This is a genomic window from Streptomyces sp. NPDC003027 (assembly GCF_053591435.1).
This window is the reverse complement of the sequence record NZ_JBSFTU010000020.1, coordinates 12,401-37,394: the sequence shown is the minus strand read 5'-3', so window position 1 is coordinate 37,394 and position 24,994 is coordinate 12,401. Positions and strand designations below refer to the sequence as shown.

Annotated in this window: 23 protein-coding genes; 16 read left to right on the top strand and 7 right to left on the bottom strand. The window is 69.2% G+C overall.

Going from position 1 to position 24,994, the window contains the following annotated elements; translation table 11 throughout:
• Window positions 1-5: 5 nt before the first annotated feature.
• Window positions 6-299 (top strand): hypothetical protein, encoded by a 294-nt coding sequence (locus ACWDX6_RS16505; protein ID WP_451485632.1) that lies wholly within the window; start codon window positions 6-8, stop codon window positions 297-299.
• Between the two features lie 36 nt (window positions 300-335).
• Here ACWDX6_RS16505 and ACWDX6_RS16500 read toward each other — a convergent pair whose 3' ends face one another.
• Window positions 336-1,220: a hypothetical protein gene (locus ACWDX6_RS16500; protein WP_451485631.1), complete on the bottom strand. Its 885-nt coding sequence runs from the start codon at window positions 1,218-1,220 to the stop codon at window positions 336-338.
• 298 nt (window positions 1,221-1,518) lie between these two features.
• On the opposite strand from ACWDX6_RS16500, the gene ACWDX6_RS16495 reads away from it, so the two are divergent.
• The 15 genes from ACWDX6_RS16495 (at window position 1,519) to ACWDX6_RS16425 (ending at window position 13,712) form a co-directional block, all read left to right on the top strand.
• Window positions 1,519-1,713 carry a hypothetical protein gene (locus tag ACWDX6_RS16495; RefSeq protein WP_451485630.1) on the top strand — a complete coding sequence of 65 codons (195 nt, stop codon included), beginning with the start codon at window positions 1,519-1,521 and terminating at the stop codon, window positions 1,711-1,713.
• 9 nt (window positions 1,714-1,722) lie between these two features.
• Window positions 1,723-2,127, top strand: coding sequence for a hypothetical protein (locus ACWDX6_RS16490; protein WP_451485629.1), 405 nt, complete (start codon window positions 1,723-1,725; stop codon window positions 2,125-2,127).
• A 128-nt stretch (window positions 2,128-2,255) separates the two neighbouring features.
• Complete coding sequence (locus ACWDX6_RS16485; protein WP_451485628.1) at window positions 2,256-2,915, top strand: hypothetical protein; 660 nt, start codon at window positions 2,256-2,258, stop codon at window positions 2,913-2,915.
• Window positions 2,916-2,960: 45 nt separating this feature from the next.
• A complete protein-coding gene (locus tag ACWDX6_RS16480; RefSeq protein ID WP_451485627.1) occupies window positions 2,961-4,163 on the top strand; it encodes a phage tail protein in 1,203 nt (400 codons plus the stop codon).
• Complete coding sequence (locus ACWDX6_RS16475) at window positions 4,160-5,407, top strand: tape-measure protein (protein ID WP_451485626.1); 1,248 nt, start codon at window positions 4,160-4,162, stop codon at window positions 5,405-5,407. Before ACWDX6_RS16480 ends, ACWDX6_RS16475 begins: the two co-directional genes overlap by 4 nt.
• Window positions 5,408-5,467: 60 nt before the next feature.
• Window positions 5,468-6,391 (top strand): phage distal tail protein, encoded by a 924-nt coding sequence (locus ACWDX6_RS16470; RefSeq protein WP_451485625.1) that lies wholly within the window; start codon window positions 5,468-5,470, stop codon window positions 6,389-6,391.
• Between the two features lie 37 nt (window positions 6,392-6,428).
• Window positions 6,429-7,628, top strand: a complete 1,200-nt coding sequence (locus ACWDX6_RS16465; RefSeq protein WP_451485624.1) for a hypothetical protein — start codon at window positions 6,429-6,431, stop codon at window positions 7,626-7,628.
• A gap of 37 nt (window positions 7,629-7,665) precedes the next feature.
• Window positions 7,666-8,883, top strand: a complete 1,218-nt coding sequence (locus tag ACWDX6_RS16460) for a hypothetical protein (RefSeq protein WP_451485623.1) — start codon at window positions 7,666-7,668, stop codon at window positions 8,881-8,883.
• Window positions 8,884-8,923: 40 nt separating this feature from the next.
• On the top strand, window positions 8,924-10,063 hold the full coding sequence (locus tag ACWDX6_RS16455) for a hypothetical protein (RefSeq protein ID WP_451485622.1): 1,140 nt from the start codon (window positions 8,924-8,926) through the stop codon (window positions 10,061-10,063).
• 10 nt (window positions 10,064-10,073) lie between these two features.
• Window positions 10,074-11,174, top strand: a complete 1,101-nt coding sequence (locus ACWDX6_RS16450; RefSeq protein ID WP_451485621.1) for a hypothetical protein — start codon at window positions 10,074-10,076, stop codon at window positions 11,172-11,174.
• Complete coding sequence (locus ACWDX6_RS16445; RefSeq protein WP_451485620.1) at window positions 11,174-11,746, top strand: hypothetical protein; 573 nt, start codon at window positions 11,174-11,176, stop codon at window positions 11,744-11,746. The genes ACWDX6_RS16450 and ACWDX6_RS16445 overlap by 1 nt, the downstream gene beginning before the upstream one ends.
• A 56-nt stretch (window positions 11,747-11,802) precedes the next feature.
• The gene (locus ACWDX6_RS16440; protein WP_451485619.1) at window positions 11,803-12,198 is read left to right on the top strand and encodes an ATP-binding protein; all 396 of its coding nucleotides are present in this window, start codon (window positions 11,803-11,805) and stop codon (window positions 12,196-12,198) included.
• An 83-nt stretch (window positions 12,199-12,281) separates the two neighbouring features.
• The gene (locus tag ACWDX6_RS16435; protein ID WP_451485618.1) at window positions 12,282-13,193 is read left to right on the top strand and encodes a peptidoglycan-binding protein; all 912 of its coding nucleotides are present in this window, start codon (window positions 12,282-12,284) and stop codon (window positions 13,191-13,193) included.
• A gap of 32 nt (window positions 13,194-13,225) precedes the next feature.
• Entirely contained in the window at window positions 13,226-13,462 is a 237-nt protein-coding gene (locus ACWDX6_RS16430; RefSeq protein ID WP_451485617.1) for a hypothetical protein, read from the top strand.
• Complete coding sequence (locus ACWDX6_RS16425; protein WP_451485616.1) at window positions 13,449-13,712, top strand: hypothetical protein; 264 nt, start codon at window positions 13,449-13,451, stop codon at window positions 13,710-13,712. Before ACWDX6_RS16430 ends, ACWDX6_RS16425 begins: the two co-directional genes overlap by 14 nt.
• Before the next feature lie 68 nt (window positions 13,713-13,780).
• Here ACWDX6_RS16425 and ACWDX6_RS16420 read toward each other — a convergent pair whose 3' ends face one another.
• From ACWDX6_RS16420 to rplA, 6 genes are all read right to left on the bottom strand, one after another.
• Window positions 13,781-17,680: a DNA-directed RNA polymerase subunit beta' gene (locus tag ACWDX6_RS16420; protein WP_451485615.1), complete on the bottom strand. Its 3,900-nt coding sequence runs from the start codon at window positions 17,678-17,680 to the stop codon at window positions 13,781-13,783.
• 100 nt (window positions 17,681-17,780) lie between these two features.
• On the bottom strand, window positions 17,781-21,263 hold the full coding sequence (gene rpoB, locus ACWDX6_RS16415) for a DNA-directed RNA polymerase subunit beta (protein ID WP_451485614.1): 3,483 nt from the start codon (window positions 21,261-21,263) through the stop codon (window positions 17,781-17,783).
• A 543-nt stretch (window positions 21,264-21,806) separates the two neighbouring features.
• Window positions 21,807-22,190: a 50S ribosomal protein L7/L12 gene (gene rplL, locus ACWDX6_RS16410; RefSeq protein WP_329117219.1), complete on the bottom strand. Its 384-nt coding sequence runs from the start codon at window positions 22,188-22,190 to the stop codon at window positions 21,807-21,809.
• 111 nt (window positions 22,191-22,301) lie between these two features.
• A complete protein-coding gene (gene rplJ, locus ACWDX6_RS16405) occupies window positions 22,302-22,832 on the bottom strand; it encodes a 50S ribosomal protein L10 (RefSeq protein WP_403287872.1) in 531 nt (176 codons plus the stop codon).
• A gap of 274 nt (window positions 22,833-23,106) precedes the next feature.
• Window positions 23,107-24,045, bottom strand: a complete 939-nt coding sequence (locus ACWDX6_RS16400; RefSeq protein WP_451485613.1) for a hypothetical protein — start codon at window positions 24,043-24,045, stop codon at window positions 23,107-23,109.
• A 148-nt stretch (window positions 24,046-24,193) separates the two neighbouring features.
• Window positions 24,194-24,922 (bottom strand): 50S ribosomal protein L1, encoded by a 729-nt coding sequence (gene rplA / locus ACWDX6_RS16395; RefSeq protein ID WP_451485612.1) that lies wholly within the window; start codon window positions 24,920-24,922, stop codon window positions 24,194-24,196.
• Window positions 24,923-24,994 lie beyond the last annotated feature (72 nt).

The window sequence follows — 24,994 nt, the reverse complement described above, 5'->3', positions numbered from 1 at the left end:
GGGTCATGACCCTGATCAAGCACCTGCCGCTCGACAGCGCCGTGCAGCGGGAGCTGCACGGCGAGGCCGCGGAGTGGTCGATCAGCGACCATCTGCTCGCGGCGGCGGTGGACCATCTGGCCGTCGCCAACTGGATGTTCGCCTGTGTCAACACCGGGGAGGACGACGATCCGCCCGAGGCTCCGAAGCCGGTTCCGCGGCCGGGCGCCGCGGACGGCGAAGAGCGGGACGCGCAGTCCACGGAGGAGGACACGGCCGAGGCGGTCTCCCCCGTCGCCCTCGCCCGGTTCTTCGGCTGATGCCGCTTCCCCCATGGCCCCCGGAGCCCGCTTCCCTCAGGAATCGGGCTCCGGGGGCGGTTCCTGTGCTCCCCGATCGACCATCTCCTCCTCCAGAGCCCTGGCCCGCTCCGACAGCCGTCGCCCCCCGCGCCCGCGCGCTTCCCGTTCGTCGGGTCCGGGGGTACGGCGCTCAGCGGCGGACCCGGCCTGTCCGGGGACCCCGGCGAGCGGGGGCACGACGGGGCGTCCGCCCTTGCCGCGTACGACCTTCCGCACCGGCTGGGCGCTCCTGCGGTTCCGCAGCTCCTGGGCGGTGAGCAGGACGTCCGTTTCGGCGTCGGACTCCTCGGCGCGCGGGCGGGGCGGCTCGTCGTCGCCCGCGGGCGCGGCGGCGTGTTCGAGCCCGGGATCGCGGTCCGCTTCGGCGCCGGCGTCCCTATCGGAGTCGGCGTCGGTATCGGCGTCCCGTGCGGTCGCCTCCTCCGCCGACGGCGGCTGGGCGGGGCGCCGTTCGAACATTTCGCGTTCCCGGCGAAGGCGCTCCTCGGCCTGGATCACGGCGGCGGGCGGTTCGAGGAGCCGGGCGAAGGGGAGCGGGATGACCCGGGCCCCGTCCTCGCCGTCGCCGGCGCGGCGCTGCGGGCGGCGGACTCCACGCGCGTCACGCTGGCCCTGTGCGTAGGCGTCGGCGACGCGCCTCTCGTACTCGCGGCGTATCCGGGGGAGTTCCTCCGACATGGCTTCGGCCCAGCCCCCGGTGAAGGCGGAGGTCTCACGCCGTTCGAGTTCGGCTCGGGCGATCACGACGAGGTCTTCGGGTGCGTACCCGTGGACGTGGACCAGCTCGGAGACCCAGGCGAACAGGTGGGGTAGGTCGGGGTTCGTCTCGAACCAGTCCACGACCCGTCCGCGGCGGCCACCGCCCCGCTCGCTGTCCATGCGTTCGTATGCCTTCCGCCCCCTGGGGTCCCCTCGCGCCGCTCGCGCCCCTGGCGCCCCTGGGTGGTCCGGTCCTCGGAGCGCGTATCCAGCGTACCCGGTCGTTCTCCGCGAACGTTGCGTCATCAACCGGTCATGTTTTGGCACAAGCAGACACCTCGTCAGCTCTTTCTCGCTCGACAAACACCGAACAAGTGTTCCACACTCTGTTCGCACAGTAGTTCGAACGTGTGGTGCCCCCGCTTCCCTCGCGGCGCCGCCACGCACGCACGGGCAAGCAACCGGAAGGCAGGCGTCCATGACTCAGCAGGCCGAGGCATCGCGACCGTACATCCCACTCCAGGACCGCCTCCGCCAGCTCCTCGAAGGACCCGTCGCCCTCGACAAGAGAGCGTTGCTCGGCACGCTGTACGCCGAGGTGACCCGGTGCGAGACCCTCGCCTACGCGGCGGGCTGGCGCGACGCCCTGGTCGAGTCCCGCCGTACTCCGTAGGATCCCCGCGTGAGAAGTCTGTGGTGGATCGCCGCTCTCGGTGTGATCGCGTTCAGCGCTTTCTTCTGGGCCATCGGCGGATCCGTCCACCTGGGCCTCGAGGAGCACGCCCGCGGGCGCTACGGCCCTCCCGACGGAGGCGAGCGCTACACGTACGCCCTGTTCGCCGGTGGCCTGATCGCCTTGGGCTCGGCCATGTTCCTCGCCGATCGCCGCGTCCCCGGCTGGAAGATCCTGCTGCTTCCCGCGTCCGGCCTCGGGTTCGGCGCCGCCTCGGTCCTGGTCCTGGGCACGCAGACCCGGCACTGGATCGCCGCCTGCGCGATGGGGATCGCCGGGATCGTGACGACGCTGGCCGCGCTGCGGCGCGCACGCGCGGGCCGGCCGCCCACGCGAGAGCGCAGGCCGGGCTGATCGCCGGGGTCGCTCCCCCGACTCGCGCCGCCCACTGAACCGCATACGACGAAGCCCCTGCCCTGCCGGCAGGGGCTTCGTCGTGTGCCCGCGAGCGCCGAGAGGCGCTCAGACCCGAAGGAGGCCCGATGGCGAAGAGCCTTGAGCAGCTGACCGCGGACGTGGGAGAGCTGCAGACGGCCCTCGATCCGAAAAGTGACAAGTACGTCCTCAGCGGCACCGCCAAGACCGCGGACTTCAGGGCAGGGGCCCTGAACGCGACCACGGGCGACGCCCAGTTCGCCACGCAGAGCTGGACGAAGACCCACGTCACCGAGGCGACCAAGACCAGCCTCTTCGGCACGATCAAGTCGCCGGAGTTCGTGGCGCTCGTGACCGCCGCCGCGTTCGCGCAGATCGGCGGCGCGCTCCTCAAGTTCGAGATCATGCCCTTCCTCAACTTCGACCCGGCGATCGAGGCCTGGTTCAAGAAAAAGGGCTGGGAGCGCAACCGGTGGGGCGTCCTGTGGAAGCTCTCCGAGCAGGAGCTCCGGCGGCGTGAGCGCGAGTCGCCCGAGCGCGCGATCCAGCGTCTCCAGGACCTGGTCGTCAGCGCGCACACGAAGATCCAGAGCTCCAACAAGCGCATCGGAGTGCTGGAGAAGAAGGTCGGACGGCTCACCACGGGGGGCAACACCACTCGCCAGCAGATCCGGCACATGGACTCCAACCCCGCGCTCCAGGGCGCGACCGACCAGGTCACGCTGCTGCAGCGCCGCGTCGACCTGCTCGCACAGGCCCTGTCCTGACCTCCGCCCCCGCACCATCCCATCCATGAACAGAGGTGGACAGTCATGTCCCTCGTCAGTTCTCTGAAGAACGCCAACGGATCGCTTCAGCAGTTCAGATCAGCCACGTCCACCGCCGAACGCGCCACGCAGACCCTCGGCCAGCGTGCCACGTCGGCAGGTCGGGGTGTCAACGGCATCAAGAGCGCCGCCCAGGGCTCCGCCAGGGAGCTCAAGAACCTCAAGACCGCCTCGGACCAGGCCGAGCGGTCCATGAAGAAGGCCGGACAGACCGCCGAGTCCGCCGGCAGGAAGCTGGGCACGTACGAGTCCGGCGCCGGCAAGGCCGCCAAGGGCCAGGACAGGCTCAACAAGTCCATGAAGGGCAACATCCTCGCCCGACTGCTCGAACTCTTCATGCCGCTCATCGAGAAGATCGTCGAGATGGCGACGCGCTCGAAGACCATGCAGACGGTCATGAAGAAGGCCTTCAGCGCCATCAAGACCGTGATCAGCTCGGTCATGAAGGCCATCGGCCCGATCATGAAGAAGGCCGGCCAGCTGATCAAGACGGTCTGGAACGGCATCAAGAAGGCCATCTCCACCGTCGTCAAGGCCGTCGCCACCGTCATCAAGACCTACGTGAAGATCTGGAAGACGGTCATCACCACGGTCATGAAGGCGATCAAGACGGTCGTCGGTGCCGTCTGGAAGGGCATCAAGGCCGTCATCACCCCGGTGGTGAACTGGATCAAGTCCGCGATCCCGAGCGCCTTCCGGGCCGTGAAGGACAAGATGTCGTCCATCTGGAACGGTCTGAAGGACATCGCGTCCCGGGCGTTCAACGGCATCAAGAACGGCGTGAAGGGCCCGATCAACGCCGTCATCGGCCTGATCAACGGAATGATCGGCAGCCTGAACCGCGTCAAGGTCAGCGTTCCCGGCTGGGTGCCGCTCGTCGGCGGCAAGACCTTCGGCGTCAACATCCCGACCATCCCCATGCTCGCCACCGGTGGTGTCGTCATGCCCCGCCACGGCGGTGTCCCGGCGATCCTCGCCGAGGCCGGCGAGGCCGAGGCCGTCCTCCCGCTCTCCAAGCTGGACCGGCTCCTCGCCCTCACCGCCCGGCGCGCCCGTCTGTCGGCGCAGAAGCAGGCGGGCGGCGGCACGGGGGCCTCACTGCACATCGAGCACTACCACGCGGCCCGGGGCAGTGACCCGCAGTCGACGGCGAACGCGCTGATGTACCTGGCGAAGGCACGCGGATGAGTGCCCTGGCCCTCAACCCGCTCGCCGGGTCGGGACCTGGTTTCAGCGCCCTGACCGGCGGGGCACGGCAGGCCGCGGAGTCGGTGCAGCGGGTCCTGAGCGCGGTGCGTCGCGCCGCCTCCGGGGTCGACGCGCTCGACCGCGGCGCCAGGACGGCGGCCCCGTCCGTGCGCACCTTCGGCCAGAACGCCGCGTCCGCCAACGCCGCGGTCGGGAAGCTCAGCGGGCCGGGACCGGCCAACGGCATCAGGAAGTTCGGCAGCGCCACCGCCAAGGCGAGACGGACCGCCGGCAAGCTCGGCACCGGCGTGGGCGGGATCCTCGCCGTCCTCCTGCCCCTGCTTCCCGTCACCGACGTCATCACCAAGCTGATGGGCACCTTCGGCACCGTCATGACCGTCGCCGCCGTCGCGATGACCGCCGTCAATGTCGCCATGCGCGCCAACCCGATCGGCTTCCTCGTCGGCATCCTGGTGCCCGTCGCCGCGTACCTCATCGAGCTCGCGGTGAACTCCCAGACCGGCCAGAAGTTCCTCAAGCAGGCCTTCCAGGCGGCCCTCAAGACCTTCCAGGCGATCTGGAAGTTCCTCTCGCCGCTCATGAAGGTGCTCGGCAAGGCCGTCGCCACCTACGCCAAGGCGTATCTGACCCTCTTCAAGGCCGCCCTGAAGGGCGTCGGCGCCATGATCAACGGCATCAAGAGGATCGGCACCGCCGTCACCGCCGCCTCCCAGGCGCTGCGCGGCATCGCCTCCCGCACCCTCGGCGGGATCAAGGGCGCCGTCAAGCCGGTCCTGTCCTTCATCACCGACAAGATCCCCGGGTTCTTCCGTACCGCCAAGGACGCGGTGAGCAGGGCGCTGCGCGGGATCGGCGACCTCGTCAAGGGCGCCCTGAGCGCCGTCGTCGGCGTCGTCAAGGGCCCGGTCAACGGCATCATCGCCTTCGCCAACTGGATCATCGACGGCCTCAACGAGCTGAGCGTCTCCATCCCCCTCACGGACAAGAAGTTCGGCGTCGACATCGACAAGATCCCGATGCTCGCCGAGGGGGGTGTCGTCTTCCCCGGCGCCGCCGACGCGCCGCGCATCGACCCGCTCACCGTGCTGGAGAACCGCCGCGTCCCGGCCCTCACCGAGCCGTCCCGGCCGCCGCACCGCATACGGGACTTCCACGAGGAGCCCGGCGCCGGCCCCCGGTCGACCGCCGAGGACCTGCTCTTCCTCGCTGCCGCCCACCGCTGATCGCGCACCGCCGATGCCCCAGCCCATCCGACAGCCCTCAGAAGTGAGGTGACGGCCCCCATGGCCGAGACCACAACCGCATACGCCGGAAGCAACTTCACCGCCGACCACGCGCCCGGCTCGCTCATCACCCAGGACGGGCAGATGCAGTGGGCCGGGCTTCTCATCGGCACCGGTACGCCGTTCGCCGTCGACCGCTCCGGACTCCAGGGCTGGGAGGACCTGCCGGAGTACGACTCCTCCGACGCCGACCGGCCCACCTCCCACGGTGCCTGGCCCGGCTCCCGCTACGCCAAGCCGCGCAAGATCGGCGGCACGATCGTCCTGATGCCGGAGTGGAACCGCGCCCCCGAGGCCATCCGCGCCCTGCGCCAGGCGCTCGCCCTGCTCGACGAGGAGCGCTGGCTCACCGTCCGGCTGCACGGCGAACTGCTCGCCGTACGCGCCCGGATCGCCCAGCGCGTGATCCCCGCCGACCAGGGCTTCGCCACCCAGGGCAGCTCCAGGATGTCCATCCAGTGGCTGGCCGCCGACCCGCGCCGCTACGCCGTCAACGAGCAGACCGCCACCACCACCGCACCGCAGCCCGAGACCGGGCTGACCTGGCCGCTGGTCTGGCCGCTCGACTGGGGCAAGGCCCAGTCCACCGGCGACGCCGTCGCCGAGAACACCGGCTCCGCCCCCACCCACCCGGTGATCACCTTCCGCGGGCCGTGCTCCATGCCGACCGTCACCGAGCGCGGCAGCCGTCGCCGCCTGCGGTACGCGATCGACCTGGCCGTCGGCGACGAGCTGACCGTCGACACCGCCAACGGCACGGTGATGCTCAACAACACCGCCTCCCGCCGGCACACGGCGATGGCCGACTCCAGCCCGGAGGAGCTGTTCCTGCTCGAACCGGGCCGCACGGAGCTGTCCTTCAGGCCCGACGCGTCCACCCCCGAGGCCCGGATGACGGTCCGCTGGCGCAGCGCCGAGTGGTGACCGAAGCCCCTGTCCCCCCGCCCCGAGAGAGGTAACCATGACCGTACGGGCCGCCTGGCTCCAGCCCACCGGCCAGACCCGCGAGGACACCCGTCTCACGCTGGCCGCCCTGCTCACTCCCAGCGGTCAGAGCCCGGAGGAGACCCCGCTGCGCTCGCGGCCGGGCATCGTCCCGGGCGGCTTCGTGCTGACCGGAACCGCCCCCATGCAGTGCACCATCGGCACCGGGCGCGCGATCATCCAGGGCAAGGACACCCGTCAGGGCGCCTACCTGGTCAGCGCCGTCTCGCCGGAGACGATCATCATCGAGGACGGCGACCCCCAGTACGACCGGGTCGACCTGATCGAACTGGCCGTGGTCGACGACGACTACGACAAGACCGGTGCCACCGAGGCCGTCATCCGCCTGGTCAAGGGTGAGCCGGCGGCCAACGCTGCCGCCCCGGCGAGCGGCCCGGGCAGCACGGTGCCGCTCTACACGGTCCGCGTCCCGAAGGCCGCCTCGGCCGGCACCGGCGGCGTCGGCTGGACCAGCGGCGCGGTCACCACCCTGCACTGGCCGGTGGTGGCCCTCGGCGGCATCCTGCCCACCAGCGGCTTCAAGGGCGCCTACGTCGGCCAGTACCGCGACGCGGGCGGCATGCTCCAGCGCTGGGACGGCACCACCTGGAGCTCGTACCCGAAGGCGATCGGCGGCATCGCCCCCGGCTCGGCGATTTCGGCCGGCGGCTACACCGGTCAGTACCGCGACAACGCCGGGATCCTCCAGCGCTGGGACGGCTCCAACTGGCAGTACACCGAAGGCCGGTCGAAGATCCTGTTCAGCGCCTCACAGCTGTACTCGGAGCAGCAGCAGAGCATCGCTCCCAACGCCTGGACCGTGCTCAAGCTGCCGACGGTCGACGTCGACGAGGCCGCCGGCTGGAACGGCAGCACCACCTACTCCGTGCCGCGCACGGGCTGGTGGCGGATCTCCGCGAACGTGGCCTGGGTCAACGACTCCCAGGCCGGCCAGCGCGGCGCCCGTGTCCTCGTCAACGGTGCCGGCGTGAACCGCACCACCTGGCTCACCCCGGCCGGCAACGGTGCCATCACCGTCGGCGGTGACGGCCTGATCAAGCTGACCGCCGGCAACACGGTCCAGCTGGCCGCGTACCAGTCCAGCACGACGACGGTGAAGACCCTCGGCGGCTCGGGCTACGCCTGCAACCTCTCCGCCGAGTGGATCAAGTCCTGACCGGCGCGTCACCGCACCTTCCCGATTGGAGAAACCCATGAACCTGCGCAGCAGCTGGGTCGCCGAGACCGGCCAGACCCGCGAGGACACCCGCCTCAACCAGGTCGGGGCGACCACCATGATCAACCCCGTCCAGGTCCGCTCCGGCATCCTGCCGGGCTCCTACGACGGCAAGTACCGGCTGTCCGGCTTCTGGATGACGAACGCCTCCGCCATGGCGGCGATCGTCTCCGAGGGCCGGGCCGTCATCCAGGGCGACATCTCCCAGGGCGCCTACCCGGTGGCCCTGCCGGCCGCCGAGCAGGTCACCTTCGCCGAGGGCAACGCCCAGTACAACCGGATCGACCTGGTCGTCCTGAGGATCTACGACAGCCTCTACGACACCAACCAGCGCAACGAGGCGAAGATCGAGATCATCCAGGGCACCCCGGAACAGGCCCCCAAGCCCCCGGCCGCCCCGCCGCGCAGCCTCCCGCTGTACGAGGTGACGGTCCCGGCCGGCGTCAGCGCGGGCAACGGCGGCATCCCGTGGAACACCGCCCTGAAGGACCTGCGCACCCCCGTCGTCTCCGTCGGCGGCATCCTTCCGGTCGAGGGGCGGGTCCTGCCGGGCGCCCACCCGGGCCAGTACCAGGACACGGCGGACGGCCAGTTCCAGCGCTGGGACGGCGGCCAGTGGGTCGGGTACCCGGCGGCGGTCGGCGGCGTGATCCCGGCCTCCGTCTCGACCCAGCCGAGCTACACCGGCCAGTACCGGGCCGTCCCGGACGGCGCGCTCCAGCGCTGGACCGGCTCGGCGTGGGCGCCGGCGTACCCGGGGCCGTACTTCAACGACTCGATCGACGCGGGCTACACCCTGTCGACCACCTATGTGAACACGCTGATCGAGCGGACGGGCAAGAACCCGTTGACGGTGAGCTTCGTCGCCCCGGAGAGCCGGCAGGCGATCCTCACCTTCGGTTCGCGGATGGAGCTGGCCCTCAACTCCGGCAGCACGGGCATCGCCAGCTCGGCGCTCATGTGCGTGCGCATCACGCAGGGCACCACCGTCCACCGCGAGCTGGACGACGAACTGGCCGTCATGGCCTCGAAGTCGGCCGACCCGACGGACGCCTTCTCCGCCTCGACCACCCAGCGCCTCCACAGCCTGACGCCGGGCCTGACGTACACGGTCACCGCGCACTACCGGACGTCGCACAGCAACGTGCGCGCGTGGTTCGACAACACCTTCATCCAGGTCACCCCCCAGTACTGAGCCGCCCTTCCCCCGGCCGCCCCCCTTCCGAGGAGTACCCATGCCCGTACGCTCCGGCTGGCTGTCGCCCACCGGGCAGACCCGCCAGAACACCCGCGTCACCAACATCGGCGCCACCACCCCCGTCAACCCGCTCGGCACCCGCTCCGGCGTCCTGCCCGGCACGTACGACGGGAAGTCCCGCGTCGGCGGCCTGTGGCTGAACGGCAGCGGCCCGATGACGGCCACCGTCTACCACGGCAAGGCCGTGATCCAGGGCGGCACCACGGACGGCGCCTACCCGGTCGCCCTCGACGAGGACATCACCCTCACCTTCGGCGACGGCGACCCGCTCAACCCGCGCATCGACCTCGTCGTGCTGCGGGTGTACGACAACGACGCCGACGCCCCCGGGAGGCACGAGGCGGCCATCGAGATCATCCGGGGCGTGCCCGCGGCCGTCCCGCAGGCACCGGCCACGCCCCCGCGTTCGCTCCCGCTGTACTCGGTCAGGGTGAAGGCCGGTGCCTCGGCGGGCACCGGCGGCGTCGGCTGGTCCGACGGCATCCTCACCGACCTGCGCACCACCGTCGTGAGCGCCGGCGGCATCCTGCCCGTCCACAACAACGCCGGTGTGCCCGGCGCCTATCCGGGCCAGTACCAGGACAACGACAGCTCCCACTTCCTCCAGCGCTGGGACGGCAGCACCTGGGTGCCGTACCCGAAGGAGATCGGGGGCATCGCCCCCGGCGGCACGCTGGCCAACGGCAGCTACCCCGGACAGTTCCGCGAGAACGGCGGAGTCCTCCAGCGCTGGAACGGCACCGCGTGGGTGAACTACCAGCCGCCGGTCGAGGTGGAGACCACCACCTCCGGCGCCACCGCGCTGACCGGCTGGGGCATGGTCGCCTTCGCCGCCCGCAGGACCAAGGGCGGCCTGTGCACCATGACCGTCACCGTCACCCGCACCGGCGCCACCATCACCGCCAACAGCGCCGGCAACGTCAACGACGAGCCGCTGTGCACCCTCCCCGCCGGGTGGCGCCCCGCCTTCGACATCGAGGCGCCCGCGTGCGACGGCTTCGGCGACGGCGGGGCCGTGGTCTACGCGAGCGGCCAGGTCCGGCTGCGGACCTGGTCCCCCAACGGGACGCTGGAGGCCACCAGGCACGTCCGGATCTCCGCCACCTACGTCCAGTGAGAGGAGCACGATGAGCCTGGAAACGCCCTATCGGGCGATCTTCTGCGATCTGATCACCGATCAGACCATCGACATCCTGCCCCTGCGGGACGTCTCGTTCGACGACTACATCGGCAAGGCCGGCTCCCTGTCCGGCACCATCCCCATCCCGGACAAGGAGATCGCCGACCGTGTGAAGAAGGTCCGGGAAGGCCGCACCGCGGTCTACCTGGAGCGCGGCGGCGACCTGTGGTGGGGCGGGATCATCTGGACCACCACACTCCAGTCGAGCGGGCGGGGGGTGCTGACCCTCTCCCTGCAGGCCGCGACCTTCGACTCGTACGCGGGCAGGCGGCGCATCCGTACGGAGATCAAGTACACCGAGCCGACCGACCAGCTGGAGATCGCCCGCCGGCTGTGGCGCGAGCTCACCGCAGGCGACGGGTGCTTCGACATCGACTTCGGCGAGGAGACGTCCGACTCCCGGCGGACGGTCACCTGGCGCCACGGCGACGAGACCGTGTACCTGGAGGCGCTGGATCAGCTCGCCGCCCTCCAGGACGGTTTCGAGCACCAGATCCTGGTGTACCGGGACCCCGTCTCCGGACGCCGCGTCCGGCAGCTCCGGCTCGGCTCGCCCCAGATCCGTACCGGCGCCACCGACCTGATCTTCGACCGGCCGGGCGCGATCCTGTCGTACTCCTTCCCGTGGGACGCGACCCGGGGCGGCACCACCGCCGTGGCCCGCGGCGCCTCCACCAACAGCAACGCGGCCGCCGAGTCCCGGCCGCTCGTCTCCAGCGAGCAGGTCGCCACCGATCTGCTCGCCGACGGCTGGCCCTTGATCGACCTGTCCTCGGACCACAACGAGGTCACCGACATCCTCACGCTCGACTCGCTGGCCAAGAGGTCGCTCGACGAGGCCCGGGGCGCGGTCGTGATCCCCGCGATCAGCGTCCGCCTCGGCGGGATCGTGCCGCCGGCGCTCCTCGGCCGTGTCGCCCGCATCCGCATCACGGACGAGTGGTACTCCCAGGGCCTCGACGCCCGCTTCCGCATCATCGGCGTCAAGGTCACCCCGCCGGAGCGCGGCCGCCCCGACACCGCCGAGCTCTACCTTGAGGAGGCCTGATGCCCAAGCTGCCCGAGGACATCATCGACCGGCTCAACCAGATGGAGCGCCGGATCAAGGCGCTGTCCACCGCCGTCAACACCCGCCCCGCGGTCAACGAGATCCGCCCCGCCACGCAGTCCGGCAGCGTCACCGTCAACCGGCCGCTGTTCCGGATCTTCGACGGCTACAACCACGAGATCTTCGCGGACGACATCCTGACCGGCGGCCTCGCCCGGCCCTGGCTGCAACTGATGCCGCCGCTGGCGAGCGACGTGGCCAAGTGGCCCTCGACCACGAGCGCCACCTTCACCACCATCGCCCGCTGCTCCAACCCCATCTGGCAGCCCAAGATGCGGATCGCCCTCAACACGGCGGCGTCGTCGGGCGCCACCGGCCAGGTGCGGGTCCTCGTCGACAACGTCCAGTTCGGGCCCACGGTCACCGCCGGCACCACCTTCGACCATCTCGGGCTGCTGCCCGGCGACATGAAGACACGGTTCGGCCAGACCATGAGCATCGAGATCCAGGCGCAGGCGAGCGGCGGCACGGTCTACGCCCAGACCGCGCTCATCCACGGCGCCCAGACCTGACCGGCACCCCGACGAGCACGAGCACCGGCGAGCACGACGAACACGAGGAGCACCCCATGCAGATCGACCCCACTCAGCCCTGGGGCGTGGCCATCGACTACGCGGGCCGCGCGAGCCTCACCGAGAACGGCCACGCCCTCCGCATCCGCGTCCACGACAACACCCTCGGCTACGCCCTGGAGCGCGACCCGGTCACGGGCCAGTACCCGTCGGTGTACGTCACCGCCGACCTCGACGAGAAGGGCGAGGGCGACTCCGTCCTGCGCGGCTCCGGCCTGGTCGTCGTCCACGCGCAGAACGGCGAGCCGGCCGTCCCCGACCCGACCGCCGTCCGACGGGCCGTCGAGGCCGCGCTCGCCGACTTCGAGACCCGCCGCAAGGCCTACGCCGCGCTCTGCGCCACCTGGGCCCCGGCCCCCGCCCCGGCACCGGCGCCCGAGCCCACCGAGTAATCGCGCCCAGCCCCACGCCTCACCCCGTACGCCCGCCCCGCGCCGATCCGGCCGGGGCTTTTCGCTTGCCCGGAGGACACCAGATGGCCACTCCCCTGTCCGCGGACCGGCTCCTCGCCGCGCTCCGCGCCGAAGGCGTCAAGGTCGTCGAGCACGACGGCTGGCGCACCCACCACCGCAACCAGGCCGGCGCCTGGGGCCCCGTGAGCGGTGTGATGATCCACCACACCGTCTCCAGCGGCACCGCCTCGTCCGTCGAGCTCTGCTACCACGGATACGCCGGCCTGCCGGGCCCTCTCTGCCACGGCGTCATCGCCAAGGACGGCACGGTCCACCTGGTCGGCAGCGGCCGCGCCAACCATGCCGGAGGCGGCGACCCGTCCGTCCTCAGGGCCGTGGTCAGCGAGACCTACGGCGACCGGCCGCCCGCCCCCCGCGAGCACCAGGGAAGCGCGGGCGCCGTCGACGGCAACTCCCGCTTCTACGGCTTCGAGTGCGTCAACCTCGGCAACGGCTCCGACCCCTGGCCGGCCGCCCAGCTCGACGCCATCGAGCGGGCCTCCGCGGCGCTGTGCCGGGCGCACGGCTGGGGCGCGAAGTCCGTGATCGGTCACCTGGAGTGGTCCGACTGGAAGAGCGATCCGCGCGGCTTCGGCATGCCCGGTATGCGCGAGCGGATCCAGACGCGGCTCGGCGCCGCCCCTTCGAAGGGCACGACCGCCCCGGCGAAGCCGGCCGCCCCGCGCTACCAGCCGTTCCCCGGCACCTCGTTCTTCAAGGCCGGCCCCAGCTCGCCGATCGTGACCGCGATGGGCCGCCGCCTGATGGCCGAGGGCTGCGGCCGCTACCAGGTCGGGCCCGGCCCCCGCTGGTCGGAGGCCGACCGCCGGTCGTACGCCGCGTGGCAGCGCAAGCTCGGCTTCCGCGGCGCCGAAGCCGACGGCTGGCCGGGCGGCGCCTCCTGGAACGCGCTCAAGGTCCCGTACAGCAAGTAGAGGTCCCGTACCCCCACGTCAAGGAGTTCCCCATGTCCGACGCCGCCAGGCGCACGGCCCGTACCGTCCTGCAGTCCGCCGTCGGGATCGCCGTCGTCCTCCCCGCGATCGTCGATGCCGCCGGCATCCCCGCGACCCTCCCCTGGGTCGCCGCCGCCCTGGCCGTGGCCGGCGGTCTCACCCGTGTCATGGCCGTCCCCGGTGTCCAGAACCTGCTGCCGGCGTGGCTGCGCAGCGGCTCCCCGGGCGGTGCAGATGACCGACTCTGATCAGCACGACCCGGTCACCGTCGCGCTCGAACTGGAACGGCTGCGCGGCACCCTGGAGGCCGGCTTCGCCCGCGTCGACGGCTCGCTCGCGCTGCTCGTGCAGCGCAGCGACCAGACCGACAAGCAGCTCGCCGACATGGAGACCCGCCTCGACGCCCTGGAGCGCGCCCGCTGGCCCCTGGCCAGCATCGCCGCGCTGACGGCGAGCGCGGGTCTGATGATCGCGGTCTGGGAACTGGCGGGCCGCTAGCCGCTCTGTTCCGCACACGCCGAAGGGCGGCCACCCCACGGGGTGACCGCCCTTCGGTTTCGATCTACTTACTGGTTGTACGGACCGTAGTCGTAGTCCTCCAGCGGGACGGCCTGGCCGGAGCCGGTGCCGAACGGCGAGTAGTCGATGTCGTCGTAGCCGACGGCCGAGTACATCGCGGCCTTGGCCTCCTCGGTCGGCTCGACCCGGATGTTGCGGTAGCGGGACAGGCCCGTACCGGCCGGGATGAGCTTACCGATGATGACGTTCTCCTTGAGGCCGATCAGGGAGTCCGACTTGGCGTTGATCGCCGCGTCGGTCAGAACCCGGGTCGTCTCCTGGAAGGACGCCGCCGACAGCCACGACTCGGTGGCGAGCGAGGCCTTGGTGATACCCATCAGCTGCGGACGGCCGGAGGCGGGGTGACCGCCCTCGGTGACCACACGACGGTTCTCGGTCTCGAACTTCGACCGCTCCACGAGCTCGCCCGGCAGCAGCTCCGCGTCGCCGGACTCGATGATCGTCACGCGGCGCAGCATCTGCCGGATGATGATCTCGATGTGCTTGTCGTGGATCGACACGCCCTGCGAGTTGTAGACCTTCTGGACCTCGCCGACCAGGTGGACCTGGACCGCGCGCTGACCGAGGATCCGCAGCACGTCGTGCGGGTTGGTGGCACCCACGGTGAGCTTCTGGCCCACCTCGACGTGGTCGCCCTCGCCCACCAGCAGACGGGCACGCTTCGAGATCGGGTACGCCGTCTCGTCGCTGCCGTCGTCCGGGGTGACGACGATCTTCTTGGTCTTCTCGGTCTCCTCGATACGGACGCGGCCGGCCGCCTCCGAGATCGGGGCGACACCCTTGGGCTGCCGCGCCTCGAAGAGCTCGACGACACGGGGCAGACCCTGGGTGATGTCGTCACCGGCCACACCACCGGTGTGGAAGGTACGCATCGTCAGCTGGGTACCGGGCTCACCGATGGACTGGGCGGCGATGATGCCGACGGCCTCACCGATGTCGACCAGCTTGCCGGTGGCCAGCGAACGGCCGTAGCAGAAGGCGCAGGTGCCGACCGCGGACTCACAGGTCAGGACCGAGCGGGTCTTGACCTCCTCGACACCCGCGTTGACCAGGGCGTCGATGAGCACGTCACCCAGGTCGACGTTGGCCGGCGCGATGACCTTGCCGTCCACGACGACGTCCTCGGCGAGCATCCGCGCGTACACGGAGGTCTCGACGTCGTCCGTCTTCCGCAGGACGCCGTCGGCGCCCTTCTCGGCGATCCGCAGCTTCAGACCGCGCTCGGTGCCGCAGTCCTCCTCGCGGATGATCACGTCCTGCGAGACGTCCACCAGACGACGGGTCAGGTAACCCGAGTCGGCGGTACGCAGGGCGGTGTCGGCCAGACCCTTACGGGCACCGTGCGTCGAGATGAAGTACTCGAGGACGGAGAGACCCTCACGGAAGGACGCCTTGATGGGACGCGGAATCGTCTCGTTCTTGGCGTTCGACACCAGACCACGCATACCGGCGATCTGCCGCATCTGCATCATGTTTCCTCGGGCACCCGAGTCAACCATCATGAAGATGGGGTTCGTCTTGGGGAAGTTCGCGTTCATGGCCTCGGCGACCTCGTTGGTCGCCTTGGTCCAGATCGCGATGAGCTCCTGAGTGCGCTCTTCCTTGGTGATGAGACCGCGCTCGTACTGCTTCTGGACCTTCTCGTCCTGCGCCTCGTAGCCCTTGACGATCTCCTTCTTCGCCTCGGGAACGACGACGTCGGAGATGGCCACGGTGACACCGGAGCGGGTCGCCCAGTAGAAGCCGGCCGCCTTCAGGTTGTCGAGCGTCGCCGCCACGATGACCTTGGGGTAGCGCTCGGCGAGGTCGTTGACGATCTCGGAGAGCTGCTTCTTGCCGACGGAGTAGTCGACGAAGGGGTAGTCCTCGGGCAGCAGCTCGTTGAAGAGCGCGCGGCCCAGCGAGGTCCGCAGCCGGAACGAGTCACCCTGCTGCCACTGCGGCTCGCCCTCCTCGGCGACCGGGGGAACCCAGCCGCGCGGGGGAACGGTGCCGATCGGGAAGCGGATGTCGATCTGCGACTGCAGCGCCAGCTCGCCGGCGTCGAACGCCATGATCGCCTCGGCCGTGGAGCCGAATGCGCGGCCCTCGCCCTTGGTGTCACGCAGCTCACCGTCGGTGGTCAGGAAGAACAGACCGAGGACCATGTCCTGGGTCGGCATCGTGACCGGACGGCCGTCGGCCGGCTTGAGGATGTTGTTCGAGGACAGCATCAGGATGCGGGCCTCGGCCTGCGCCTCCGCGGAGAGCGGCAGGTGCACGGCCATCTGGTCACCGTCGAAGTCCGCGTTGAACGCGGTGCAGACGAGCGGGTGGATCTGGATGGCCTTGCCCTCGACCAGCTGCGGCTCGAAGGCCTGGATGCCGAGGCGGTGCAGCGTGGGCGCACGGTTGAGGAGAACCGGGTGCTCGGCAATGACCTCTTCGAGGACGTCGTACACGACCGTGCGGCCGCGCTCGACCATCCGCTTGGCGCTCTTGATGTTCTGCGCGTGGTTCAGGTCGACCAGGCGCTTCATCACGAACGGCTTGAAGAGCTCAAGGGCCATGGCCTTGGGCAGACCGCACTGGTGCAGCTTGAGCTGCGGACCGACGACGATGACGGAACGCGCGGAGTAGTCCACACGCTTACCGAGCAGGTTCTGACGGAATCGACCCTGCTTGCCCTTCAGCATGTCGCTGAGGGACTTCAGCGGACGGTTGCCGGGGCCCGTGACCGGGCGACCGCGACGGCCGTTGTCGAAGAGGGCGTCGACCGCCTCCTGGAGCATCCGCTTCTCGTTGTTCACGATGATCTCGGGGGCACCGAGGTCGAGCAGACGCTTCAGACGGTTGTTGCGGTTGATCACACGGCGGTACAGGTCGTTCAGGTCGGAGGTCGCGAAGCGGCCACCGTCCAGCTGCACCATCGGACGCAGGTCCGGCGGGATCACCGGCACGCAGTCGAGAACCATGCCCTTGGGGCTGTTCGCGGTCTGCAGGAACGCGGAGACGACCTTGAGGCGCTTGAGCGCACGGGTCTTCTTCTGGCCCTTGCCGGTACGGATGATCTCGCGGAGGCGCTCGGCCTCCTCCTCCAGGTCGAAGGACTCCAGGCGCTTCTGCAGCGCCGCGGCACCCATCGAACCGTCGAAGTACGTGCCGAAGCGGTCACGCAGCTCGCGGTAGAGGAGCTCGTCGCCCTCCAGGTCCTGGACCTTGAGGTTCTTGAAGCGGGTCCAGACCTCGTCGAGACGGTCGATCTCGCGCTGCGCGCGGTCGCGCAGCTGCTTCATCTCACGCTCGGCGCCCTCGCGCACCTTGCGGCGCACATCGGCCTTGGCACCCTCGGCCTCGAGCTCGGCCAGGTCGGTCTCGAGCTTCTTGGCGCGGGCCTCCAGGTCGGAGTCGCGACGGTTCTCGATCTGCTGACGCTCGACGGAGACGTGAGCCTCCAGCGACGGGAGGTCGCGGGTGCGACGCTCGTCGTCGACGAACGTGATCATGTACGCGGCGAAGTAGATGACCTTCTCGAGGTCCTTCGGCGCCAGGTCGAGCAGGTAGCCAAGGCGCGACGGGACGCCCTTGAAGTACCAGATGTGGGTGACGGGGGCGGCGAGCTCGATGTGGCCCATCCGCTCACGGCGCACCTTGGCACGGGTGACCTCGACGCCACACCGCTCACAGATGATGCCCTTGAAGCGGACACGCTTGTACTTGCCGCAGTAGCACTCCCAGTCCCGGGTCGGACCGAAGATCTTCTCGCAGAAGAGTCCGTCCTTCTCGGGCTTGAGCGTGCGGTAGTTGATGGTCTCGGGCTTCTTGACCTCGCCGTGGCTCCACTGACGGATGTCGTCAGCGGTGGCCAGACCGATCCGGAGCTCATCGAAGAAGTTGACGTCGAGCACTATGCGTCAATCCCTCTCAGGGTTGTAAGTCTTAGGGGTCTGATACGGGGGTCCTGGGGCCGGCCGGGGAACCATCGCTGGTACCCCGGCCGGACTCCCGTCAGACCTCTTCGACGCTGCTCGGCTCGCGCCGGGACAGGTCGATACCGAGCTCCTCCGCTGCGCGGAAGACGTCCTCGTCGGTGTCGCGCATCTCGATGGACATGCCGTCCGAGGACAGCACCTCCACGTTGAGGCACAGGGACTGCATCTCCTTGATGAGCACCTTGAAGGACTCGGGGATGCCGGGCTCAGGGATGTTCTCGCCCTTGACGATGGCCTCGTAGACCTTCACGCGGCCGGTCACGTCGTCGGACTTGATCGTCAGCAGCTCCTGGAGGGCGTACGCGGCGCCATAAGCCTCCAGCGCCCACACCTCCATCTCACCGAAGCGCTGGCCACCGAACTGGGCCTTACCACCCAGCGGCTGCTGGGTGATCATCGAGTACGGACCGGTCGACCGGGCGTGCAGCTTGTCGTCGACCAGGTGGTGGAGCTTGAGGATGTACATGTACCCGACCGAGATCGGGTCCGGGAACGGCTCGCCGGAGCGGCCGTCGAACAGACGCGCCTTGCCGGAGGGGAGCACCATGCGCTCGCCGTCGCGGTTCGGGATGGTGTGCTGGAGCAGGCCGGCCAGCTCGTCCTCACGCGCGCCGTCGAAGACGGGGGTGGCGACGTTGGTACCGGGCTCCACCTTGTCGGCGCCGATCGCCTGGAGGCGCTGCGCCCACTCGTCCGCGAGGCCGGAGACGTCCCAGCCGCGGCTGGCGAGCCAGCCGAGGTGGATCTCCAGGACCTGTCCCGGGTTCATTCGGGACGGGACACCCAGCGGGTTGAGGATGATGTCGACCGGGGTGCCGTCCTCCAGGAACGGCATGTCCTCGATCGGCAGGATCTTGGAGATGACGCCCTTGTTGCCGTGACGGCCGGCGAGCTTGTCACCATCGGTGATCTTGCGCTTCTGGGCGACGTAGACGCGGACCAGCTGGTTCACGCCCGGGGGAAGCTCGTCGCCCTCCTCGCGGTCGAAGACGCGGACGCCGATGACCTTGCCGGTCTCGCCGTGCGGCACCTTCAGCGAGGTGTCACGGACCTCACGGGCCTTCTCGCCGAAGATCGCGCGGAGCAGGCGCTCCTCGGGGGTCAGCTCGGTCTCACCCTTGGGCGTGACCTTGCCGACGAGGATGTCGCCGGCGACGACCTCGGCACCGATACGGATGATGCCGCGCTCGTCGAGGTCGGCGAGGACCTCCTCGGAGACGTTCGGGATGTCCCGGGTGATCTCCTCCGGGCCGAGCTTGGTGTCACGGGCGTCGACCTCGTGCTCCTCGATGTGGATCGAGGAGAGGACGTCGTCCTGCACGAGGCGCTGCGACAGGATGATCGCGTCCTCGTAGTTGTGACCCTCCCACGGCATGAACGCCACGAGCAGGTTCTTGCCGAGCGCCATCTCACCGTTCTCGGTGGCCGGACCGTCGGCGAGGACCTGGCCCTCGACGACCCGGGAGCCCTCGTCCACGACAACCTTCTGGTTGACCGAGGTGCCCTGGTTCGAGCGGGAGAACTTGTGCAGGCGGTACGTGGTGTACGTGCCGTCGTCGTTGGCGGTGGTGATGTAGTCCGCGGAGACCTCCTGGACCACACCGTCCTTCTCGGCCTTCAGCACGTCGCCGGCGTCGGTGGCACAGCGGTACTCCATGCCGGTACCGACGAGCGGGGCCTCGGACTTAATCAGCGGCACCGCCTGACGCATCATGTTCGCGCCCATGAGGGCACGGTTGGCGTCGTCGTGCTCGAGGAACGGGATCATGGCGGTCGCGACCGACACCATCTGGCGCGGCGAGACGTCCATGTAGTCGACGTCGGTCGGCGGGACGTAGTCGACCTCGCCACCACGGCGGCGGACCAGAACGCGGGGCTCGGTGAACTGGAGCTCGTCGTTCAGGGTCGCGTTCGCCTGGGCGATGACGAAGCGGTCCTCCTCGTCGGCGGTCAGGTAGTCGACCTCGTCGGTGACCTGGCCCTCGGTGACCTTGCGGTACGGCGTCTCGACGAAGCCGAACGCGTTGACGCGGCCGTACGAGGCGAGCGAACCGATCAGACCGATGTTCGGGCCTTCGGGGGTCTCGATCGGGCACATGCGTCCGTAGTGGGACGGGTGCACGTCTCGAACCTCGAAGCCGGCCCGCTCACGGGACAGACCACCCGGGCCGAGCGCGGACAGACGACGCTTGTGCGTCAGCCCGGACAGCGGGTTGTTCTGGTCCATGAACTGCGACAGCTGGCTGGTGCCGAAGAACTCCTTGATGGAGGCGACGACCGGCCGGATGTTGATCAGGGTCTGCGGCGTGATCGCCTCGACGTCCTGGGTGGTCATGCGCTCACGCACGACGCGCTCCATACGAGCCAGACCCGTACGGACCTGGTTCTGGATGAGCTCGCCGACGTTGCGCAGACGACGGTTGCCGAAGTGGTCGATGTCGTCGGTCTCGACGACGATCTCCGAGCCGTTCTCGCCGACCGTCTCGGTCTCGCCCGCGTGGAGCTTCACGAGGTACTTGATGGTCGCGATGATGTCGTCGGTGGTGAGGACACCCGCGTCCAGCGGCTCATCGGCGCCGAGCTTCTTGTTCACCTTGTAGCGGCCGACCTTCGCGAGGTCGTAGCGCTTGGGGTTGAAGTAGAGGTTCTCGAGCAGCGTCTGAGCGGCCTCACGCGTCGGCGGCTCGCCCGGACGCAGCTTGCGGTAGATGTCGAGCAGCGCGTCGTCCTGGCCCTGGGTGTGGTCCTTCTCCAGGGTGGCGCGCATGGACTCGTACTCGCCGAACTCCTGCAGGATCTGCTCGGTGGTCCAGCCGAGCGCCTTGAGGAGGACGGTCACGGACTGCTTGCGCTTGCGGTCGATGCGGACACCGACCATGTCGCGCTTGTCGATCTCCATCTCCAGCCAGGCACCCCGGGACGGGATGATCTTGGCGGAGAAGATGTCCTTGTCGGACGTCTTGTCGATGGAGGAGTCGAAGTAGACGCCGGGCGAACGGACGAGCTGCGACACGACGACACGCTCGGTGCCGTTGATGACGAAGGTGCCCTTGTTCGTCATGAGCGGGAAGTCGCCCATGAAGACCGTCTGGGACTTGATCTCCCCGGTCTCGTTGTTGGTGAACTCGGCGGTGACGAAGAGCGGGGCGCCGTACGTGAAGTCACGGTCCTTGCACTCGTCGATCGAGTTCTTCGGCGGCTCGAAACGGTGGTCGCGGAAGGTCAGCGACATCGACCCGGAGAAGTCCTCGATCGGGGAGATCTCCTCGAAGATCTCCTCCAGACCCGACTTCCTGGGGACGTCCTGTCCCGACTCGAGAGCTGCCTCGACGCGAGCCTTCCAGGCGGCGTTGCCGAGCAGCCAGTCAAAGCTCTCGGTCTGCAGCGCGAGGAGGTTCGGAACCTCGAGGGGCTCCTTGATCTTTGCAAAGGAGATGCGCAGCGGGGCGGTGCTGGCGCCGTTGTTCGTATTGGTCGAGGCGTTGCGCGAGGCGGCCAAGAGGGGGTCCTTCCGAGGGCTCGGACTCACTACGCGCGTACCGGTCCCAAGCGGTGCACAGAGACGGACGTTCCAGACATCGGCCGAAAGGCCAGGTCAGGGCGGTCGTGTCCACGATGCTATTGCGAGGGGATGCCCCTGGTGACGGGCAGGGGGCAGCTAACAGGCAGCGCAAAGGGTCAGTGTAGCCACTCGGCTCACTGATGTCCAGGGCGTGCTTTTCTCGACCCTCGTTGTTCTCAACTCCGCGGTACCACGCGCCATGCGGCGCACCTCGATACTGCCCGTTCCGCCGTCGATCCATGCCTCGGATACGGATCGTTGTGACGACGCGTCCTGAGAATTGCGCGCTGCGTGCGGTTCGTCAAGGCCCCCCGGTCAGCGGGGCGCACGGCGAAGATCACCATACTCCGCCACGGACGGGCTCCACGACCCCCGACGCGCCCGGTCAGGGGAACGCCGAAGGGCGACCACCCGGATGGGTGATCGCCCTTCAGAAGGCGCCTGAGCGGCGCCTGAGCGAGTCGGAGGACTCGCGAGGTGTTACTTGACCGTGACGGAGGCGCCGGCGGCCTTGAGGGACTCGGCAGCCTTCTCCGCGGCCTCCTTGGCGACCTTCTCGAGGACCGGCTTCGGGGTGCCGTCGACGAGGTCCTTGGCCTCCTTCAGGCCCAGGGAGGTCAGCTCACGCACGACCTTGATGACCTGGATCTTCTTCTCGCCCGCACCCTCGAGGATGACGTCGAACTCGTCCTGCTCGGCCTCGGCCTCGGCCGGGGCGCCCGCAGCGGCGGGGCCGGCGACGGCGACGGCCGCGGCGGCGGTGACGTCGAACTTCTCCTCGAAGGCCTTCACGAACTCGGAGAGCTCGATGAGGGTCATCTCCTCGAACTGCGCGAGCAGGTCGTCCTGGGACAGCTTCGCCATGATGGCGTCCTTCCACTAATTCGGCAGGTGCCGGATGTACATGTAGGCGGGCGTACGTTCGGCCCGCTGCGACCGTCGCTCTACTGAGCGGCGATCATTGCGCGAGCCGAGTTACTCGGCACCGCCCTGCTCGGCGAGCTTGACCCGAAGCGCCTCCGCGGTGCGGACGAACTTCGACGGCAGCGCCTGGAGGAGCGAGGCAGTCTGCGACTGCTTGCCCTTGAACGCGCCGGCCAGCTTGCTGAGCAGAACCTCGCGGGACTCGAGGTCCGCAAGCTTCTTGAACTCGTCGGCGGACAGCGCCTTGCCGTCAAGGACACCGCCCTTGATGACGAGGTTCGGGTTGTCCTTGGCGAAGTCACGCAGAGCCTTCGCCGACTCCACCGGGTCACCGGTGACGAAGGCGGCCGCGGTCGAACCAGCAAGCTGGTCGTCCAGCGCGGCGATCCCGGCCTGGTTGGCCGCAATCTTGGTCAGCGTGTTCTTCACCACGGCGTACTGGGCGTTCTCACCGAGCGAACGACGCAGCGTCTTGAGCTGCGCCACGGTGAGCCCCGTGTACGAGGTCAGCACGACGGCGTTCGAGCTGCGGAACTTGTCCTCCAGCTCGGCTACCGCGGCAGCCTTGTCGGGCCTTGCCATAGAGCGTCGGCCTCCTTCCGGGTGATGAGGACCGCTCAGAAGGGGCTGACAAAACAAAACGCCCCGGCGCAGGCGCACGGGGCTCAGCTCGACCGGGTCAAAAGATCCGGGAACTCTTCCACGATCACCTGCGCGGGCCGTTCGCATCCCAGCGAACCTTCGGCCGCCGCATCCTCTTACGAGCACACGGCAACGACCAGCGGTCTTTGGCTTCTGTGGAAGAGTACGCGACGCCTACGGCAAGGAGCAAATCCGCCCGTACGGCTCAGTCGCCTCAGGCCTGACCGGTGTCCCCGCCGAGGTCCTTGAGCATCGCGGCGAGGTCGAAGGTGTCCTTGGCCGGCGGGGCCTGGACGGCGGCCTCGGCGCTGTAGTCGGTGTAGTCGGCCGCCATCTCGACCGTACCCACGCCCATGGTCATCTCGACGACCATGCGCGAGGGGTAGCCGTTGGCGTCGACCCAGACCTCGGTGTCGTAGCCCTTCATGCCGGCCTTCTCGACCTTGGCGAGGAGCTCCTTCCGCTCCTGCTCCGAGAGGGCCGCGGACTTCGCCTTGTTGGCGTCCAGCATCTGCTCGACGCTGAGCGTGCCCTTGTAGTGCTGGGTCTCGACGCCGTTGACCTTCACGGCGCCGACGTGCTTGAGGTTCGGGGACTCCAGGAGCAGCGCCAGCTGCTGGGCCGGGTCCTGGTTCATCTGCTCGAAGCTGGTGCCCATCGACTTCCGCAGCTCGTCGCCCCCGGCCTTCGCCGCTGCCCCCATGTCGAGCTTCATCCAGCGCTTGCCGTCCATCTCGGCGGCCCGCTCGGCGCCCATGTCCATGTACACGGCGTCGCCGGCCATGATCATGCGCGTCTGCTCGGGGGCGTCCGGGCGGCCGAGGCCGAGCATGGAGCCCTTCATGGTGATGTCCATGGCGACGGGGTCCCACCCCTGGACGCCGGTCAGCTCCATGGTGCCGCCGCCCCCGAGGGCGGCCGGCATCAACACACTCATCTTGATCTTCGCGGACTTGGCGGCCGAGGTCTTCTCGTACGCGGCCCGGATGACCTTCGTGACCGTCTCGTGCGTCTGGAGCGGCGACGTCGCGGGCGCGTCGGCGCCCTTCTTCCCGCCGCCCCCGCCCGCGTCGCCTTCACAGCCGGTGACACCGGCCACGACGGCCACGGCGACCAGCGAGACGCCGGCACGCTTCCACGCGGTCCTGCTCATGAATCCCCACCCCTTGATCTTCAGTTCAGCCGGTCACCCGAACGGTAGTCCACGGCGCTGACAGACCCGTACGGAAAAAAACCGGCCCCCTCAGCCCTCCGAAGAGGGTTGAGGGGGCCGGTATGACCACTCAGCGAGCCGTGGGGGCTCAGACCGCGGCCGGGTCCTCCTCGACGAGGAGGTTGCGGGTGCGGTTGGAGTCCAGCGGGATGCCGGGGCCCATCGTCGTCGTCAGGGTCGCCTTCTTGATGTAGCGGCCCTTGGCGGCGGACGGCTTCAGACGGAGGATCTCCTCCAGAGCCGCGGCGTAGTTCTCGACCAGCTTCGTCTCGTCGAAGGAGACCTTGCCGATGATGAAGTGCAGGTTCGAGTGCTTGTCGACGCGGAACTCGATCTTGCCGCCCTTGATCTCGTTGACAGCCTTGGCGACATCGGGGGTGACGGTGCCGGTCTTCGGGTTCGGCATGAGACCACGCGGGCCGAGGACACGGCCCAGGCGGCCGACCTTGCCCATGAGGTCCGGGGTGGCCACAACGGCGTCGAACTCGTTCAGGCGGTTGCCCTTGGAGATCTCGTCGATGAGCTCGTCGGAGCCGACGATGTCGGCGCCCGCGGCGATCGCGGCCTCGGCACGGTCACCGGTCGCGAAGACCAGGACCCGGGCGGTCTTACCGGTGCCGTGCGGAAGGTTCACGGTGCCACGGACCATCTGGTCGGCCTTGCGCGGGTCGACACCCAGGCGGAAGGCGACCTCGACGGTTCCGTCGAACTTGGTGGAGGCGGTGTCCTTGGCGATACGGACGGCCTCGAGGGGGGCGTAGTTCCGCTCCCGGTCGATCTTGGCGTCCGCGGCGCGGAGTGCCTTGCTGCGCTTCACTGCTTCTCCTGCTTGGTTCAGGTGTGGAGTCGTGGTGCGGACCAGCGCTGGTCCTACCACAGAGGTCACAAG

Excerpts from the sequence above, each read along its gene's own strand:
- ACWDX6_RS16430 (WP_451485617.1), top strand. The coding sequence starts at position 13,226 with ATGTCCGACGCCGCCAGGCGCACGGCCCGTACCGTCCTGCAGTCCGCC.
- ACWDX6_RS16450 (WP_451485621.1), top strand. The coding sequence starts at position 10,074 with ATGAGCCTGGAAACGCCCTATCGGGCGATCTTCTGCGATCTGATCACC.
- ACWDX6_RS16455 (WP_451485622.1), top strand. The coding sequence starts at position 8,924 with ATGCCCGTACGCTCCGGCTGGCTGTCGCCCACCGGGCAGACCCGCCAG.
- ACWDX6_RS16500 (WP_451485631.1), bottom strand. The coding sequence starts at position 1,220 with ATGGACAGCGAGCGGGGCGGTGGCCGCCGCGGACGGGTCGTGGACTGG.
- ACWDX6_RS16400 (WP_451485613.1), bottom strand. The coding sequence starts at position 24,045 with ATGAGCAGGACCGCGTGGAAGCGTGCCGGCGTCTCGCTGGTCGCCGTG.
- ACWDX6_RS16460 (WP_451485623.1), top strand. The coding sequence starts at position 7,666 with ATGAACCTGCGCAGCAGCTGGGTCGCCGAGACCGGCCAGACCCGCGAG.
- ACWDX6_RS16470 (WP_451485625.1), top strand. The coding sequence starts at position 5,468 with ATGGCCGAGACCACAACCGCATACGCCGGAAGCAACTTCACCGCCGAC.
- ACWDX6_RS16435 (WP_451485618.1), top strand. The coding sequence starts at position 12,282 with ATGGCCACTCCCCTGTCCGCGGACCGGCTCCTCGCCGCGCTCCGCGCC.
- ACWDX6_RS16475 (WP_451485626.1), top strand. The coding sequence starts at position 4,160 with ATGAGTGCCCTGGCCCTCAACCCGCTCGCCGGGTCGGGACCTGGTTTC.
- rplL (WP_329117219.1), bottom strand. The coding sequence starts at position 22,190 with ATGGCGAAGCTGTCCCAGGACGACCTGCTCGCGCAGTTCGAGGAGATG.
- ACWDX6_RS16465 (WP_451485624.1), top strand. The coding sequence starts at position 6,429 with ATGACCGTACGGGCCGCCTGGCTCCAGCCCACCGGCCAGACCCGCGAG.
- ACWDX6_RS16425 (WP_451485616.1), top strand. The coding sequence starts at position 13,449 with ATGACCGACTCTGATCAGCACGACCCGGTCACCGTCGCGCTCGAACTG.
- rplJ (WP_403287872.1), bottom strand. The coding sequence starts at position 22,832 with ATGGCAAGGCCCGACAAGGCTGCCGCGGTAGCCGAGCTGGAGGACAAG.
- ACWDX6_RS16445 (WP_451485620.1), top strand. The coding sequence starts at position 11,174 with ATGCCCAAGCTGCCCGAGGACATCATCGACCGGCTCAACCAGATGGAG.
- ACWDX6_RS16505 (WP_451485632.1), top strand. The coding sequence starts at position 6 with ATGACCCTGATCAAGCACCTGCCGCTCGACAGCGCCGTGCAGCGGGAG.
- ACWDX6_RS16480 (WP_451485627.1), top strand. The coding sequence starts at position 2,961 with ATGTCCCTCGTCAGTTCTCTGAAGAACGCCAACGGATCGCTTCAGCAG.
- ACWDX6_RS16495 (WP_451485630.1), top strand. The coding sequence starts at position 1,519 with ATGACTCAGCAGGCCGAGGCATCGCGACCGTACATCCCACTCCAGGAC.
- ACWDX6_RS16440 (WP_451485619.1), top strand. The coding sequence starts at position 11,803 with ATGCAGATCGACCCCACTCAGCCCTGGGGCGTGGCCATCGACTACGCG.
- ACWDX6_RS16485 (WP_451485628.1), top strand. The coding sequence starts at position 2,256 with ATGGCGAAGAGCCTTGAGCAGCTGACCGCGGACGTGGGAGAGCTGCAG.